This window comes from Micromonospora sp. WMMC273 (genome assembly GCF_027460285.1).
Taxonomy (GTDB): Bacteria; Actinomycetota; Actinomycetes; order Mycobacteriales; family Micromonosporaceae; genus Micromonospora; species Micromonospora aurantiaca.
Genome location: NZ_JAPZBE010000001.1, coordinates 521,735 through 536,370, shown reverse-complemented (window position 1 = coordinate 536,370; position 14,636 = coordinate 521,735). Strand labels below are relative to the sequence as shown.

The window sequence follows — 14,636 nt, the reverse complement described above, 5'->3', positions numbered from 1 at the left end:
CACCCCGGAAAGGGAGAACCAACATGTCATCGAACGAGCTCTTCACCATCTTCCCGGTCTTCCTGCTGGTCGACGTCAGCGCCTCGATGTCGGGTGGCCCGATCGAGGCGGTGAACAAGGCCCTGCCGGAGATTCAGCACGAGATGCGGTCCAACCCAACGGTCGGCGAGATCGCCCGCATCGCCGTGGTGACGTTCTCGGATGAGAGCCGGGTAGCCCTCCCCCTCTGCGACATCGCCGAAGCTCCGCTGCCCGAACTGCTGGTCGAGGGCGGCACCAACTTCGCAGCCGGTTTCCGTGGCGCCCGGCAGGCGATCGAGGCCGGTATGCGCTCCCTGCCCAAGGGCACGCCGGTCTACCGGCCGGTCGTGTTCTTCATGAGCGACGGGGCGCACCAGGCCGCCGAAGACTGGACCGAAGCGCTCAAGAGCCTGCGGGACCCGGGATGGAAGTTCGCGCCCGAGGTGGTCGCCTTCGGTCTCGCCGACGCGCACCGGGAGGAGCTCCAGAAGATCGCCACCCGGTTCGCCTTCATGGCCAAGGACGCCGACCCGGTCAGCCAGGTCCGCGAGATCATGAACGCGCTGATCGGGAGCATCCGGACCACCTCGACGAGCCTCGCCGACCCCACCAAGCAGGAAGGGCTGTACCTGGAGGCGCCGAGCGACCACTTCACGCCCCTCCCGGCCCTGACGATCTGAGGCCGGCATGCCTTTCCCGTTCGCCCACCTGTGGAGCGGAGGCGAGGCACCGGCTGAGCCGGACCTCACCCCGTCCGAGCCATCCTCGGCACCGGAACAGCCGGTTCCGGTGCAGCCGGCGCCCCTCCCGGAGGACGAGCCGAAGCCGGCCGACCTCCCGTCGGCCGCCCCGGTGATCGGGCGGGTCGCAGACGTCCAGCACGGGCGGCTCAAGGCCGGCCTCACCCTCCGCCCACCCGCGATCGCCCTGGACGGCATCGTGGCCGGCGGCTACCGGGTGGCCGGCGCGTCGATGATCGGCGTGGGCCACCTGCAGTCCGGGCAACCGCGGCAGGACGCGTACAACTTCATGCTCGGCGAATCCGGCCGGTTGTACGTAGCCGTCGCCGACGGTCTGGGCTCCAAACCGTACTCGCAACTGGGTGCAAACCTTTTCGTCGAGTCGGTGCTGATCTCGGCGGGCAGAGCCGAGGCCGACGAGCCGACCGAGGCGGATCCTGCTCGGCTACTCGTCCGGGCGAGCGAACGAATGGAACAGAAGGTCCGGGAGGCGTACGGCATAGATCCCAGGGCGGCGGGTTGCGTCGGCGCGGTAGCGGTGTTCTCGGAGCGTGGCTGCGTCGTCGCCCGGATCGGGGATGTGTCCGCCTTCACTCTCCGGACCGGCGTCTTCACCGAGGCATTCCCGGCCGAGACCGGCCCACTCAACCTGGTGACGGCGACGATGCCGTATCAGGCAGAGGAGGACATCGAGGTGGCCGAGCTGCCCTCGGCCGCCGTGGTGGTCCTCGGGACCGACGGGCTGGCGAACGACCTGCGCCACTCCGGCACACTCCGGGAGTGGCTGGGCGGGCAGTGGCAGGTACCACATCTGCCGTTCGGCGTCGGCGACACTCTGCGCTATCGGCGGCAGGGCTCGCACGACGACAGAACGGCGGTGCTGGTCTGGCGCGACGATGTTCCCGCCGACGCGGCGGCGAACGGCCCGGCCGAGGAAGACCAGGGTGAGGATCCGGCCCGCCTCCGGTGAACCCGTTGCGGGCCCGCGGCGAGCCGCTCGTGATCATGAGGGGAGCTGTCGTGTGCCCGGGGCGGGGGTCGAACCCGCACGCCTTGCGGCAGCCGCTTTTAAGGCGGCCGTGTCTGCCGTTCCACCACCCGGGCGGGTGACACCGGCGCGTCGCCACGCGGCGGTGCAGATCTCACCGTAGCGGCTCGGCCGCGACGCGGCGTACCCCGGCGGGTGCGGCCGTTATGGTCGAGGCCGTGACCAGCGCCGCCCGCCCGGCCCTCCGGCCCGATCACCGCCGGACGGCCGGTCCGGCGGGGGTCGCGCGGCGGGTGACGGCCGCCGTCCGGCGGCACCGCGCGGACCTGCTCGTGGGGCTGGCGTTCGTCGCGCTCGCCGCCTGGCTCACCCACGGCCTCTGGCCGGCGCCGGGCACGCGCGCACTCGCGCTCAACCCGGCGGACCAGACGCTGTACGAGTGGTTCCTGGCGCTGGACGCGCGTGCCCTGCGCGGCGAGCTGGGCCTGGTCACCGGCCGGTTGAACGCGCCGGACGGGGTCAACCTGATGGCGAACACCTCGGTGGTGGCGCTCGGCGTGCTGCTCGCCCCGGCCACGCTGGCGTTCGGGGCGCCTGTCACGTTCGCGCTGCTCGTCGCCGTGAACATGGCCGGTACGGCGCTCGCCTGGTACCTGCTGTTCGTCCGCGTCCTGCGGGCCCGCCGGCTCGCTGCCGTACTCGGCGCGGCGCTCTGCGGCTTCGGGCCGGGCATGGTCTCGCAGAGCAACGGCCACCTGCACATGACCGCGCAGTGGCTGGTCCCGGTGCTGGTCTGGCTCGTGGTCCGGCTGCTGCGTGCCGCCGACCCGGCCGGTCGCCCGGAGGGCCCGGACCGACGCCGGACGGCCTCCTCCGCGGCCGGGCTCGCCGCGGTCGTCACCGTGCAGGTCTTCGTCGGCGAGGAGGTGCTGTTCCTCGCCGCGCTCACCCTGGCGGTGACCGCAGTCGCGTACGGGCTGGCCGACCGGGACCTGCTGCGCCGGGCCGGCTCCGGGTTCGCCGGTGGCCTGCTCGTCGCCGCCGGGCTGGCGCTGCCGGTGCTGGCGTACCCGCTGTGGGTGCAGTTCGCCGGCCCGCAGGGTGTCGCGGACGGCATGTTCCCGCCCGCCTACTTCTCCGCCGATCTGATCGGCTGGACCCGCTTGTCCGCGCTGACGGTGTTCGGCAGCCCGGAGGCGGTACGGCTCACCACCGGCCCGGCCGAGTTCACCACGTTCCTGGGCTGGCCGCTGCTGCTGGTCGCCGCCGCCTGCGCGGCCTGGCTGGGGCGGCGGGCCCCGGTGGTGGCGCTCGTGGCCGGGGCGCTGGTGATGGCCGCACTCGCGCTCGGCCCGGAGGTGGTGGCGGGCGGTGAGCGGACCGGGATCCCCGGCCCGTACGCGCTGCTGGCCGGGCTGCCGGTGGTGGACGGCGCGCTGCCGATGCGTTTCGCGCTGGCGGTGCTGCCGCTCGTCGGCACCGTGCTCACCCTCGCCGTGCACCGGGCGCTCGGCGAACCCGGGCGGGCCCGCCGGGTCGTCCCGTTCGCGGTCGGCGCGGCGCTGCTCAGTGTCCTTCCCACGCCGCTGCCCACGATGGACCGGCCGCCGCTGCCCGAGTTCGTCACCGGCGGCCACTGGCGGAAGTGCGTACGCCCCGGCGGGGTGCTGGTGCCGGTGCCCACCGCCACTCCGCAGGCTCCCTGGCCGATGCGCTGGGCCACCGCCACCGGCGTCGCGTTCGCCATGCCGGAGGGCTTCTTCATCGGCCCGTACGGCCCGCACGGCGAGGCGACAATGGGCACCTGGCAGCGTCCCACCTCGACGCTGCTCGCCGACGTGGCCCGCCGGGGCGTGGCACCCGCGATCGGTGACCGGCAACGCCGCCAGGCCGCGCGGGACGTCGAGTTCTGGCACGCCTCGTGCGTGGCGGTGACCGACGACACGCCGCACGCGGAGATGCTGCGCCGCACCGTGGAGCAGCTGTTCGGGCGGCCGGGTACGCGGCTCGCCGACGCCTGGACCTGGCGGTTCTGATCCCGGACACGGCGAAGGCCCCTCCCGCGTACGGGAAGGGCCTTTCGTCCGGCAGGCGTCAGACGCGCGCGGCGACCGGCGGGGCGGACGCCTCGGCGAACTCCTCGCGCGGGTCGTGCAGCTGGCCCAGCGCGACCACCTCACGCTTGAGGAAGAACGCCAGCGTCCAGTCGACCACCACGCGCACCTTGCGGTTGAACGAGGGGATCCGCGACATGTGGTACGTCCGGTGCATGAACCAGGCGGGCCAGCCCGTCATCTTGATGCCGTAGACCTGCGCCACGCCCTTGTGCAGGCCGAGGCTCGCCACGCTGCCGGCGTGCTTGTGCTTGTAGTCGACCGGCTCGCGCCCGCGGATCACGTTCGCGATGTTGTCGGCCATCCGCGCCGCCTGCCGCACCGCGTGCTGGGCGCTCGGGGAGCAGAAGTTACCCGGCTCCTTGGTCAGGTCCGGTACGGCGGCGCAGTCGCCGGCGCTCCACGCGCCCTCGACCACCCGGTCGCCGTCCACGATCTGCAGCGTCGGCCGGCAGGTGACCCGGCGGCGCTCGTCACGCGGGAAGTCCGTCGCGTCCAGCATCGGCGACGGCTTCACACCGGCGGTCCAGACGATGGTGTCGGACGGGAAGCTGTCCCCGTCGGAGAGCTTCACCACACCGTCGACGCAGGACTCCAGCCGGGTGTCGAGGCGGATGTCCATGTCCCGCTTCATCAGCTGCTGCACCGTGTAGGCGCCCATGTCCCGGTCGACCTCGGGCAGCACCCGCTGGGTCGCCTCGACGAGCACCCAGCGCATCTCCTCCGGCTTCAGCTCCGGGTAGTAGCGCAGCGCGTCCCGGGCCATGTCCTCCATCTCGGCGAGCGCCTCGATGCCGGCGTAGCCGCCGCCCACGAAGGTGAACGTCAGCGCACGGCTGCGGACCGCCGGGTCGGTGGTGGAGGCCGCCACGTCGAGCCGGTCCAGCACGTGGTTGCGCAGGAAGATGGCCTCACCGATGGTCTTGAACCCGATGCCGTGCTCGTGCAGGCCGGGGATCGGCAGGGTGCGGGAGACCGAGCCGGGGGCGACGACCACGTGGTCGTACTGGATCTCCCGGGCCGGGCCGCTGATCGGCTGCACCACGGCGGTCATGCGGTCGTGGTCGATCCGGGTGACGGTGCCCGCCACCACGGTGCACTTGCGCAACTCCCGCCGCAGCGGCACCACGGCGTGCCGAGGGGAGATGTTGCCCGCCGATGCCTCCGGGAGGAACGGCTGGTACGTCATGTGCGGCTGCGGGTCGACGACGATGACCTCCGCCTCACGCCTGCTCAGCTTCTTGGACAGGCGCAGAGCGGCGTACAGGCCCACGTGACCGGCACCCACGACAAGGATCCGCTTCGGGTTCACGTCATCTATCTTTCCCCGGGTGCTTCGGGTAATCCCGCGCGAGACCCCCTTCTGTGACGGAGCACAACCGGTGTGACCTGCGCAACGTCGCCGGAACGCTGCGTCACCTGCGTCGGAGCAACCAGCCCAGCAAGCCGCTCAGCCCCACCGCCACCAGCAGTCCCGCCACTGTCGCGGCCTGGGAGCCGTCGGTGCCGCCCACTCCCCCGAGCCTCGCCAGCACCACGCCGAGCACGGCGCTGGCGAGCACCACGCCGCCCACCCGGCCCAGCCACCGCAGCACCACGTCCGGATCGATCAGCCCGTCGTAGGGCAGCAGCGCGGCCAGCGCGCAGAGCGAGTGCGCCAGGTAGAGCAGCGTCGCCACGGCGAGCAGCCGCCACAGCGCCGGTGGCCGGTCGAAGCCGAGCGTGGCCAGCAGCCAGCCGCCGACTGTCACCAGCGCGGTGAACGTCGGCCAGATCCGGCGCGGCCCGGCCGCCGGGAGCACCGCGGCCACCGTCATGGCCAGCAGCGAACGCGGGGTGAGGGCCTGCACCGGGTACGCGAGCAGGAAGCCGGCCAGCACGGTGAGGAAGATGCCGCCGCGTACGAGCAACGGCAGCGGACTGACCCGGGCGACGGCGTACCGCAGCGCTCGCACCCGCTCCACAAGAGCGTCCGTCATTTGAAACCTGCCTTCGGGGCGGTCGCCAGCCGGGCCACGTCGCGCAGCACCTCGTCGAGGCTGCCCGCGCCCGCCCAGCGCACCACCGGCACCCCGTGCTCGCGGAGCTGGCCGATCATCGTGTCCCGGTCCAGCCGCCACAGCCGGTACGCCACCTCGGCCCAGCCGCGTTCCTTCGGCATCGGCAGCTCGGCCGGCAGCGTGTCCACCGCCACCACGAACCGGCCGCCCCGGGCCAGCCGGGCCAGCATCTGCGCGGACCGCTCGTCGAGCAGCGGGGTGAGCACCACCACCAGCGCGTCCGAGGAGAGCACCTGCGGGCCGAAGACCTGGTCGTACGGCTCGTGCGGGGACGACTCGGCCTGCACGTCGAGCAGCCACTCCAGCACAGTGAGGTACTGCCGCCGGCCGGTCGCCGGACGCAGCCGGCGGGCGGCCGGGCCGTACTCCAGCATCGACACCCGGTCACCGCGGTGCAGGTAGTGCTCGGCGATCGCGGCGGCGGCCCGCACGGTGGTGTCCAGCACCGACGCGGTGCCGTTCACGCCACCGGAGCGCCCGGCCTCGGCCAGTACGTCCAGCAGCACCACCACCTCGGCGTCCCGGTCCGAGAGCGTGGCGGCGACGTGCAGTTGGCGGGCCCGCAGCGACACCCGCCAGTCGATGCGGCGCAGCCGGTCGCCGGGTGCGAACACGCGTACCCCGGCCAGTTCGCCGCCCTCGCCCGGCCGCCGCGACCGGTGCGCGCCGACCAGCCCGGCGGCCCTGGGCATCGCCTCGACCGCGTCGAACGGTTCGGTACGCGGATAGACCCGCGCCCGGATCGGGTCGGTGATCACCGCGCGGGAGACCAGCAGCCCGTCGGCGGCGGCGACCCGCACCCCGGCCGGGCCGATCGGGTGCCGTCCCCACCGCAGGGCGGTGCCGGTCAGTTCCAGGTCGACGGCGCTCCCCGGAGGTACGGAGGTGACGAACGGGCGGTCCGCCCCGCCGGAGCGGCTCACGTCCAGCCCGGCGCCGCCGAAGCCGACCTGCTCCACCCGAAGCCAGCGCGACATCCGGGTCCGGACCACCGCCAGGTCGTACCCGATCAGGTCGGGGTTGGCGACGGCGACGGTGGCGGCCAGCGGCGCGCCCTCGACCAAGTGGGTGTCTCCCACGCCCAGTTCCAGCTCGGGCAGCCCGGCGGGGCGGCGGCGCAGCGCGTACGCGGTCCCGAGCGCGAACGGCGTGGCGAGCACCACCAGGTCGATGCGGCCGAGCAGGACGGCGGCGACGAGCAGCACGCCGGTGAGCAGCACGGCCCGGCCCAGCGCCCAGGTGGGCGCCCAGCCGCTCGCCGCGTCGGACCGGTCCATCAGCGTCCGGCGGCGTAGCTGGGCAGCGCGCCGCTGGCCGGGGCGGGCGTCGACTCCAGCACCTCGCCGACGACGAACGAGGGGTCGACGCGCCGCAGCCACATCTCCGGCCTCAGCGTGATCCGGTGCGCCAGCGCGGGCGCCGCCACGGCCTTGACGTCCTCCGGCACCACGTAGTCCCGGTTGGCGAGCACCGCCCGGACCCGGGACAGCAGCAGCAGCGCCAGCGAGCCGCGCGGGGACGCGCCGACGAGCACCGACGGGTGCTCCCGGGTGGCCGCGGTGAGCGCCACGATGTAGCGGCCGACCGAGTCCTCGACCACCACGTCCTCCAGCGCGGCCTGCATGGCGCGCAGCGTGGCGGCGTCCACCACCGGCTTGATCTCCGCCTCCTCGCGGCGACGGGCGATCCGGCGGCGCAGCACGTCCCACTCCTCGTCGTGGCTGGGGTAGCCGAACGAGACCCGCAGCAGGAACCGGTCGAGCTGCGCCTCCGGCAGCGGGTACGTGCCCTCGTACTCGATGGGGTTTGCGGTGGCGAGCACGTGGAACGGCTCGTCGAGGCGGTAGGTCACGCCCTCCACCGAGACCTGCTTCTCCTGCATCGCCTCCAGCAGCGCCGACTGCGTCTTCGGCGGCGTCCGGTTGATCTCGTCGGCGAGCAGCAGGTTGGTGAACACCGGCCCGGCCCGGAAGGCGAAGTCGCCGCTGCTCTGGTCGTAGAGGAACGAGCCGGTCACGTCGGCGGGCAGCAGGTCCGGGGTGAACTGGAGGCGCCGGAAGTCCAGCCCGAGCGCCTGCGCGAAACAGCGCGCGGTGAGCGTCTTGCCCAGGCCGGGCAGATCCTCCAGCAGCACGTGACCACCGGCGAGGATGCCGGCCAGCACCAGCTCCAGCGCGTCCCGCTTGCCGACCACGACGGTGCCGACCGCCTCCAGCACGGCCCGGGCGAGCCGGCCCACCTCGGCGGGGGCCATGCTCCGGTCCACGTCGTTCATCAGATCTTCTCCAGTTCGGCGACGATCGCCGCGAGGTCGCGCGGCGACGGAGGGCGGCGGACGGGGGTGGCGAGGAACGTCCACAGTGGCTCGCCCAACAGGGTTCGGGCGCGGGCCGGGTCGGACTCACGGGTGACGCCGTGCCGTTGACGCAGCCGTTCGTCGGCCAGCTCGCCGAGGCGGGGCAGGATGCGTTCGGTGAACCGCTCCCGGTTGTCTGAGGACCAGTCCAGCGGGCGCTCCCAGCCGTTGATCGCGGTACGCAGCGCGTCCCGGGCGGACCAGTTCCAGGTGCCGGGCTCCTCACCGGCGGGCGCCCGGGCGCCTGCGCGGGGCGGCGGCGGGGGCGAGAGCGCGGCGGTGACCCGGCGTACGGCGAGCACGGCGAGCACCCCGGCCACGATGATCCAGATCGGCACCTTCAGGCCGACCGCGCGCAGCCCGACCACGATCACCACGACGACGGCCGCGGTGACCGCGGCCGTCCGCAGCAGCAGGCGCGCCCGGCCACTCCCCGAAGGGCGGACGTCCTCCCCGGCGGGCTCCTCGCCGAACGACATCAGGTCGTCGATGCTGGTGCTCACGACGCCTCCCCCGCCAGGCTGGTCAACTCGCCGCGCAACCGGCGCAGCGCGGCGCGGGCCTGGTCCCGGGTGCGCTCGTCGACCGGGTGCGTGGCGTAGCGGGCCTCCCGGTAGACGTGCGCGAAACCGTCGAGCACGTCGGCACTGGCGATCGCCGGGATCCCGGCCGCCGGGTCGCCGCGCAGCAGCCGGCCGACCAGGTCGGTCGGGGTGTCACCGGTGTGCCGGGGCACACCCGCGTCCTCGGCCGCCTCCTCCAGGCGCACCCAGCAGGCGATCACAGCGGTCCGCGGGTCGGTGGAGCGGTCGTCCAGTTCGACGAGTCCCGCGTCGAGCGCGGCCACCACCTCACGGGCGGTCCCCTCCGCGGTACGCCGCGAGCGCCGCACCGGAACCGCGCGAGTCGTGCGCCGCAGCGCGCCCCGGAGCACGTTCCACAGGACGTACCCGACGGCGCCCAGCACCGCCGCGAACAGCAACGCCACAGCGGTGGTGGCCAGCCAGTCGGGCACACCGCCCGACGTGGACTCACCCACGTCGCGGGGTTCGACAGGGATCGACGGCACGGCCTCGGGCGACGGGTAGTCCGGCACGTACGGGATGGTGTCGGCGGCCGGCGGGATCCGGCTGGCCCCGATGGCGGAGTGACCGGCGGCGAACGCGGCGAGCGCGAGCAGCACCGTCACCGCGGCGACCGGCCACCACCTGCGCAGTACGCCGAAATCCATCCCACCGCCTCAGGTGTTCTCAGTCCACCCCGGCCAGGTCCTTCGCCCGGGTGAACACGTCGTCCAGCATCGCCGGTGTGAGCCGGCCGGTGAACGTGTTCTGCTGGCTGACGTGATAGCAGCCCAGCAACGCCGGCACCGACTCGCCGGACCAGTGTGCCCCATGACCGAACACCGGTCGCGGAGTGGGCGGTCGCTGCCCGTACACCTGGCGTAGCACCGGCCACCACGCGGCCCACGCGAACGCACCCAGCGCGACCACGACGCGCAGCGTGGGCCGGATCAGTTCGACTTCGCGGTGCAGCCACGGCGCGCAGGTGTCCCGCTCGGCCGGGGTGGGCTTGTTGTCCGGCGGCGCGCACCGCACGGCCGCGAAGATGCGGGTGTCGCGCAACGTCAGGCCGTCGTCGGCGGCCACACTCGTCGGCTGGTTGGCCAGCCCGGCCCGGTGCAGCGCGGCGAACAACACGTCGCCGGACCGGTCCCCGGTGAAGATCCGGCCGGTGCGGTTGCCGCCGTGCGCCGCCGGCGCCAGACCGAGGATCGCGATGCGCGCGTCCTGCGGACCGAGGCCCGGCACCGGCCGTCCCCAGTAGTCCTGGTCGCGGAACGCGGCCCGCTTGACCCGGGCGACCTCCTCCCGCCACGCCACCAGACGCGGGCAGGCGAAGCAGTCGCTGACCGCGCCGTCGAGGTCGGCCAGGTCGGCCGCCCGCGCGGCACGGGCGACCACGTCCTGCGGGGTACGCGACTCAGCCAAGCTTCGCCCGGAACAGTTCCAGCGTGCGGGCCCAGGCGGTGGCTGCCGCCCGCTGGTCGTAGTGCTCGGGCCGGTCCTCGTTGAAGAACGCGTGCGCGGTGCCCGGGTAGTCGAACGTCTGGCAGGTGCCACCGGCGGACTCGATGGACCGGCGTACGCTCTGCACCCCGTCGGCGGCGGACAGACCGTCCGCCTCGGAGCAGTGGATGAGCGCCGCCTTCCCGGCGTAGTCGGCCCAGTCGGTGGCCATGCCCTCCCAGGGCAGACGCGGGTAGAACCCGGCGGTGGCCACGATGCGCTCGGAGAACGTGCCGGACCACAGGGCCAGGCTGGCGCCCGCGCAGAACCCGGCGCAGCCCACCTTGCCGGCGACCTCCGGCCGGCTCGCCAGGTATTCGGCGGCGGCGGCGATGTCACTCGCCGCCTCGTCCATCTGGGAGCTGTTCAGCATCAGCCGCGGCTCGGTCGGCTTCACGGCCGGTCCGCCGTGCCGGAAGTCGGGCGCGAGGGCGACGAAGCCGGCCTCGGCGAAGCGGTCGACCACGGCCCGGACGTGGGGTACGAGACCCCACCAGTCCTGGATGACGATGACCGCCGGGCTGGCCGCACCGCCGGAGGGTATCGCGAGATACCCCTCGCTCGTCCCCCCGTTGCCGGTGAAGCTCACCATCTCGCCCATGGGCCCGTCCTCCTTGCGGTCAGTCAACGTTGGCTGGTCGCACAGTTGGCTGTTATGTGCCGGTAGCGTGCCACGCGGTCGGCGGCCCGGGGAAGACGGAACAACAGTGGCATTCACCTCCTGTTGAACCGCCCCACAGGTATAGCGATCGCTAAACTGGTCGCATGGTGCCGGACGCGAGAGGAGGGGAAGGCATGAGCGACTACTCCCGATGGCAGGACATCCGCGTCGACCACGTCGCCCGGGCCGGAGGCGAAGAGGCGGTCGACGCGGGCAAGCAGCAACTCCTCGCCGAGGTCATCGGTCACCGACTCGCGGAAGTGCGCCGAGCGCGGGGGTTGACCCAACAGCAGGTGGCTGACCGCATGGGCGTCACCAAGGGACGGATCTCCCAGATCGAGCAGGGAAAGATCTCCGGTCAGGACGTGGTGGCCCGGTTCGCCGCCGCCCTGGGTGGCCGACTCCATCAGGCGATCTACTTCGACGACGGCGACATCGCCGCCATCGCCTAACAGCGGCTCCGCGCGAGATCTTGGAAGATTGCGGCCCCTATGAGGGCCGTTTCCTTCCAAGATCTCGCGCGGTCGAGCGCGCTCAGGGGGTTGACGTGGGTTCCGGGGAAGCGCTGGTGGTGGGCGCGGTCGGGGTGGCGCTGTCCGTGGGCGCGAATGCGGGCGGGGCGATCGACGGTGAGACCGGCGGGCCGAACGGGGCCCGCTCCGGACAGTACGGGTAGGTGTTACGCATCTCCGGCACCGCGCCCGTGTCGGCCATGCAGCTCGGCCAGCCGAGCGTGATCGGCACGCCGTTCTGGTCGAAGAGCCGCGCGTCGCGGATCAGCCGCCCCTGCTGGTCGTAGACGAAGACGTCCTCGATCCGCTCGTACCGGTGGTCCACCGACGTCTGCTCGTAACTGCCGTAGACGTCGGTGTCGGCGCGCTCGTCCACCTGGGCCAGCACGGCGATGGAGAACAACAGCAGCGCGGCGGTGGCGATCTGGTGCAGTTGTCGCCGCCACCCGGTGATCCCGGCCGAGCGACGACCCCACCACATGGACGCGACGATCGCGCCGATGAGCAGCAGCATCCCCATCGAGCTGTTGCCGTCCAGCCGGGGCACCAGGCCGGACCGGCCGTCCACCATCCAGGCCACGATCAGCGCGGCCAGCCAGCCGCGCACCAGCCACCAGGCCGGGCGCAGCGGACGCAGGAAGTCGCTCACCGTCTCGTGCCCGAGCACCGGGCCGAGTTGGCGGTCCAGCAGGCGGAGCTGCGTGGCCGCCTGCTCCCGCGCCTCGGCCAGCCGGTGGAAGCGCGCCGGTCGCCGCCCCTCCCCGGCGCCGGCGGCGGCGCGCAGCTCGGCCGCGTACGCCTCGGGCGTGCCCAACCGGTCCACGAGCGCGCCCTCGCCCTCGGCGGCCACCTCGGCGAGGTGTTCCGGCAGGTCCTCGGTCAGCTCGTCACGGACCCCGGGCGGCAGGTCGACGAGCGCCGCGCGAACCCGGTCGACGTAGTCCGTGATCTCCTGCCCAGTGACGGTCATGCCGCCATCCCCCGATCGTCGAGCAGTGCGTCCATGGTGGTGGCGAACGAGCGCCAGGTCTTGCCGGAGCGGGTGAGCTGGTCACGCCCGGCGGCGTTGAGCGAGTAGTACTTGCGGTGCGGCCCGGACTCGCTCGGCACCACGTACGTGGTGAGCAGACCGGCCGCGAACAGCCGGCGCAGCGTGCCGTAGACCGAGGCGTCGCCGACCTCGGCGAGACCGGCCTCGCGCAGGCGCCGCAGGATGTCGTAGCCGTACCCGTCCTCGTCCTTGAGCACGGCGAGCACCGCCAGGTCGAGCACGCCCTTGAGGAGCTGCGTGGTATCCACGCTCCGCACACTAGTGCGCAATCCGCACTACCGTCAACGACACAGCGCCATGTCGCCCACCGGGGCCGGTGATCAAGGAGTTGGCGTCCTCAGAGGCGCCCGGATCGGACACAAACTCCTTGATCACCGCCGGAAGGGCAACCTTCCGTCGACGGCTCAGACGTAGAGCTTGCGGAGTTCGCGGGCGATGTCCGAGACCTCGGTCAGGGTGCCGCTCGCCACCGACATCACGAGAGCCTCGGCCTGATCAACGTCGACATCCTGGATCGGCACCTCGTTGAGGGCCAGAAACACCCGCCCCGCCGCCCAGGCGAGACGCTTGTTCCCATCAATCAGCGCGTGGTTCATGCAGACCGAGTGCAGCAGCGCGGCGGCCTTGGTCCAGAGATCGGGATAAGCCTCCTGGCCGAACGCCACGGTGGCCGGGCGGACCACCGCCGAAGAGAGCAGACCGAAATCACGGACCTGCGGCGTCCCACCCAACACGATCGAGGCGATCTCCACGAGGTCGTCGACCTCGAGATAGTGGATCACTCCGCCAACCGCCGCAGCAGCTCGGCGTCACGCTCGGCAACCTCCCGCGCGAGATCCCGCACGCGGGCACGATGACTGCGCGCCGAGACGTACTCCTCGACTGCGACAACGATGGTGGCGTTCATCGACCGGTGCTCCTGCTCGGCAAGCTGCTTGAGCCGTTCGTGCAGTCCGTCGGGAAGATTGACAGTGGTGACCATATGGAAATCATACCGGCCGCACGCAGGGGAACCACCTATCTCGAGATCGCCCCCAGGCTCCAGGCGATGCCGTCGAGGATGTCGTGCTCGGAGGCGACCACCGACGGCATCCCGGCCCGTTCCATGATCACTCGCAGCACCAGCGCGCCCGCGCCGATCACGTCGGCCCGCCCCGGGTGCATCACCGGGTACGCCAGCCGCTGCTCGCTGCTCTTGCCGAGCAGGTCGGCGGTCACCTCGGCCACCTGCTCGTACGAGATGCGGGCGTGGTGGATGCGGCTGGGGTCGTACTCCTGGAGCCCCTGCGCCAGGGCGACCACGGTGGTGACCGAACCGGCGAGCCCGACCAGCGTGGCGGCCTCGCGGCCGGGCACGGCGGCGAGCGCGCGGTCGACGGCGGCGGCGATGTCCGCTTCGGCGGCGGTGATCTGCGCCGCGGTCGGCGGGTCGCCGTGCAGGTGGCGTTCGGTCATCCGGACGCAGCCGATGTCCACCGAGATCGCGCCGCGCACACCGTCGGCGCGGGTGCCGACGACGAACTCGGTCGAGCCGCCGCCGATGTCGACCACCAGGTACGGCGGCTCGGCGTCGGCGGGCAGGCCGCGCACCGCGCCGGTGAACGACAGGCGCGCTTCCTCGTCACCGGTCACCACCTCGGGCGGTACGCCGAGCGTGCGCTCGACCATCGCGCGGAAGTCGGCGGCGTTGGAGGCGTCGCGGGAGGCCGAGGTGGCGCACATGCGTACCCGGTCGGCGCCGGACTTCTCGATCTCGGCCGCGTAGTCGGCGAGCGCCACCCGGGTCCGCTCGATGGCCTCCGGGGCGAGCTTGCCGGTCTGGTCGACGCCCTGCCCCAGCCGCACGATCTCCATCCGCCGGGTGACGTCGCGCAGCGGCGCCGCCTCCCCGGCCGACGCCTCGGGCAGGTCGGCGATCAGCAGTCGGATCGAGTTGGTCCCGCAGTCGATGGCGGCCACACGCGCACTCACGGCGCCCACCCTACGGCAGCCCGCCCCCACCCCCGCGCGATCATGAGGTTGGCGGCGACAAACCGGACGCCGGACGCCGCCAACTTCATGATC

The 14,636-nt window shown here is 72.8% G+C and carries 17 protein-coding genes and 1 tRNA gene; 4 read left to right on the top strand and 14 right to left on the bottom strand.

Features of this window, described 5'->3' with window-relative positions; genetic code table 11:
• Positions 1-23: 23 nt before the first annotated feature.
• A complete protein-coding gene (locus O7611_RS02710) occupies positions 24-701 on the top strand; it encodes a vWA domain-containing protein (protein WP_194798545.1) in 678 nt (225 codons plus the stop codon).
• Between the two features lie 172 nt (positions 702-873).
• Entirely contained in the window at positions 874-1,731 is an 858-nt protein-coding gene (locus O7611_RS02705; protein ID WP_269696145.1) for a protein phosphatase 2C domain-containing protein, read from the top strand.
• A gap of 53 nt (positions 1,732-1,784) precedes the next feature.
• On the opposite strand, the gene O7611_RS02700 is transcribed toward O7611_RS02705, so the two are convergent.
• Positions 1,785-1,865: transfer RNA gene (locus O7611_RS02700), tRNA-Leu, on the bottom strand.
• Positions 1,866-1,955: 90 nt separating this feature from the next.
• Here O7611_RS02700 and O7611_RS02695 point away from each other — a divergent pair.
• Positions 1,956-3,785 (top strand): hypothetical protein, encoded by a 1,830-nt coding sequence (locus tag O7611_RS02695; RefSeq protein ID WP_194798547.1) that lies wholly within the window; start codon positions 1,956-1,958, stop codon positions 3,783-3,785.
• Positions 3,786-3,843: 58 nt separating this feature from the next.
• Here O7611_RS02695 and O7611_RS02690 read toward each other — a convergent pair whose 3' ends face one another.
• From O7611_RS02690 to O7611_RS02655, 8 genes are all read right to left on the bottom strand, one after another.
• The gene (locus O7611_RS02690; RefSeq protein WP_194798548.1) at positions 3,844-5,175 is read right to left on the bottom strand and encodes an NAD(P)/FAD-dependent oxidoreductase; all 1,332 of its coding nucleotides are present in this window, start codon (positions 5,173-5,175) and stop codon (positions 3,844-3,846) included.
• Positions 5,176-5,278: 103 nt separating this feature from the next.
• Entirely contained in the window at positions 5,279-5,842 is a 564-nt protein-coding gene (locus O7611_RS02685) for a hypothetical protein (RefSeq protein WP_194798549.1), read from the bottom strand.
• On the bottom strand, positions 5,839-7,200 hold the full coding sequence (locus O7611_RS02680; RefSeq protein WP_269696143.1) for a DUF58 domain-containing protein: 1,362 nt from the start codon (positions 7,198-7,200) through the stop codon (positions 5,839-5,841). Before O7611_RS02680 ends, O7611_RS02685 begins: the two co-directional genes overlap by 4 nt.
• Positions 7,200-8,198: an AAA family ATPase gene (locus tag O7611_RS02675; protein ID WP_194798551.1), complete on the bottom strand. Its 999-nt coding sequence runs from the start codon at positions 8,196-8,198 to the stop codon at positions 7,200-7,202. Before O7611_RS02675 ends, O7611_RS02680 begins: the two co-directional genes overlap by 1 nt.
• Complete coding sequence (locus O7611_RS02670) at positions 8,198-8,758, bottom strand: hypothetical protein (RefSeq protein ID WP_194798952.1); 561 nt, start codon at positions 8,756-8,758, stop codon at positions 8,198-8,200. Before O7611_RS02670 ends, O7611_RS02675 begins: the two co-directional genes overlap by 1 nt.
• 20 nt (positions 8,759-8,778) lie before the next feature.
• The gene (locus tag O7611_RS02665; RefSeq protein WP_194798552.1) at positions 8,779-9,510 is read right to left on the bottom strand and encodes a DUF4129 domain-containing protein; all 732 of its coding nucleotides are present in this window, start codon (positions 9,508-9,510) and stop codon (positions 8,779-8,781) included.
• A gap of 19 nt (positions 9,511-9,529) precedes the next feature.
• Positions 9,530-10,243 carry a uracil-DNA glycosylase gene (locus O7611_RS02660; RefSeq protein WP_269696142.1) on the bottom strand — a complete coding sequence of 238 codons (714 nt, stop codon included), beginning with the start codon at positions 10,241-10,243 and terminating at the stop codon, positions 9,530-9,532.
• Positions 10,244-10,262: 19 nt separating this feature from the next.
• Complete coding sequence (locus O7611_RS02655) at positions 10,263-10,949, bottom strand: dienelactone hydrolase family protein (protein ID WP_269696141.1); 687 nt, start codon at positions 10,947-10,949, stop codon at positions 10,263-10,265.
• Positions 10,950-11,143: 194 nt separating this feature from the next.
• On the opposite strand from O7611_RS02655, the gene O7611_RS02650 reads away from it, so the two are divergent.
• Positions 11,144-11,461, top strand: a complete 318-nt coding sequence (locus O7611_RS02650; RefSeq protein WP_073824954.1) for a helix-turn-helix domain-containing protein — start codon at positions 11,144-11,146, stop codon at positions 11,459-11,461.
• An 82-nt stretch (positions 11,462-11,543) separates the two neighbouring features.
• On the opposite strand, the gene O7611_RS02645 is transcribed toward O7611_RS02650, so the two are convergent.
• From O7611_RS02645 to O7611_RS02625, 5 genes are all read right to left on the bottom strand, one after another.
• Positions 11,544-12,491: an HAAS signaling domain-containing protein gene (locus O7611_RS02645; RefSeq protein ID WP_194798554.1), complete on the bottom strand. Its 948-nt coding sequence runs from the start codon at positions 12,489-12,491 to the stop codon at positions 11,544-11,546.
• Positions 12,488-12,820 (bottom strand): PadR family transcriptional regulator, encoded by a 333-nt coding sequence (locus O7611_RS02640; protein ID WP_026268078.1) that lies wholly within the window; start codon positions 12,818-12,820, stop codon positions 12,488-12,490. Before O7611_RS02640 ends, O7611_RS02645 begins: the two co-directional genes overlap by 4 nt.
• 156 nt (positions 12,821-12,976) lie before the next feature.
• Positions 12,977-13,354 (bottom strand): type II toxin-antitoxin system death-on-curing family toxin, encoded by a 378-nt coding sequence (locus O7611_RS02635; protein ID WP_116504050.1) that lies wholly within the window; start codon positions 13,352-13,354, stop codon positions 12,977-12,979.
• A complete protein-coding gene (locus O7611_RS02630; RefSeq protein WP_073824963.1) occupies positions 13,351-13,554 on the bottom strand; it encodes a ribbon-helix-helix domain-containing protein in 204 nt (67 codons plus the stop codon). The genes O7611_RS02635 and O7611_RS02630 overlap by 4 nt, the downstream gene beginning before the upstream one ends.
• 35 nt (positions 13,555-13,589) lie before the next feature.
• Positions 13,590-14,531, bottom strand: coding sequence for a Ppx/GppA phosphatase family protein (locus O7611_RS02625; protein ID WP_194798953.1), 942 nt, complete (start codon positions 14,529-14,531; stop codon positions 13,590-13,592).
• Positions 14,532-14,636: the final 105 nt, after the last annotated feature.

Bases quoted from the DNA above. Each gene is read 5' to 3' on its own strand.
- O7611_RS02710 (WP_194798545.1), top strand. From the start codon at position 24: ATGTCATCGAACGAGCTCTTCACCATCTTCCCGGTCTTCCTGCTGGTC.
- O7611_RS02695 (WP_194798547.1), top strand. From the start codon at position 1,956: ATGGTCGAGGCCGTGACCAGCGCCGCCCGCCCGGCCCTCCGGCCCGAT.
- O7611_RS02685 (WP_194798549.1), bottom strand. From the start codon at position 5,842: ATGACGGACGCTCTTGTGGAGCGGGTGCGAGCGCTGCGGTACGCCGTC.
- O7611_RS02680 (WP_269696143.1), bottom strand. From the start codon at position 7,200: ATGGACCGGTCCGACGCGGCGAGCGGCTGGGCGCCCACCTGGGCGCTG.
- O7611_RS02675 (WP_194798551.1), bottom strand. From the start codon at position 8,198: ATGAACGACGTGGACCGGAGCATGGCCCCCGCCGAGGTGGGCCGGCTC.
- O7611_RS02670 (WP_194798952.1), bottom strand. From the start codon at position 8,758: ATGTCGTTCGGCGAGGAGCCCGCCGGGGAGGACGTCCGCCCTTCGGGG.
- O7611_RS02665 (WP_194798552.1), bottom strand. From the start codon at position 9,510: ATGGATTTCGGCGTACTGCGCAGGTGGTGGCCGGTCGCCGCGGTGACG.
- O7611_RS02655 (WP_269696141.1), bottom strand. From the start codon at position 10,949: ATGGGCGAGATGGTGAGCTTCACCGGCAACGGGGGGACGAGCGAGGGG.
- O7611_RS02650 (WP_073824954.1), top strand. From the start codon at position 11,144: ATGAGCGACTACTCCCGATGGCAGGACATCCGCGTCGACCACGTCGCC.
- O7611_RS02645 (WP_194798554.1), bottom strand. From the start codon at position 12,491: ATGACCGTCACTGGGCAGGAGATCACGGACTACGTCGACCGGGTTCGC.
- O7611_RS02630 (WP_073824963.1), bottom strand. From the start codon at position 13,554: ATGGTCACCACTGTCAATCTTCCCGACGGACTGCACGAACGGCTCAAG.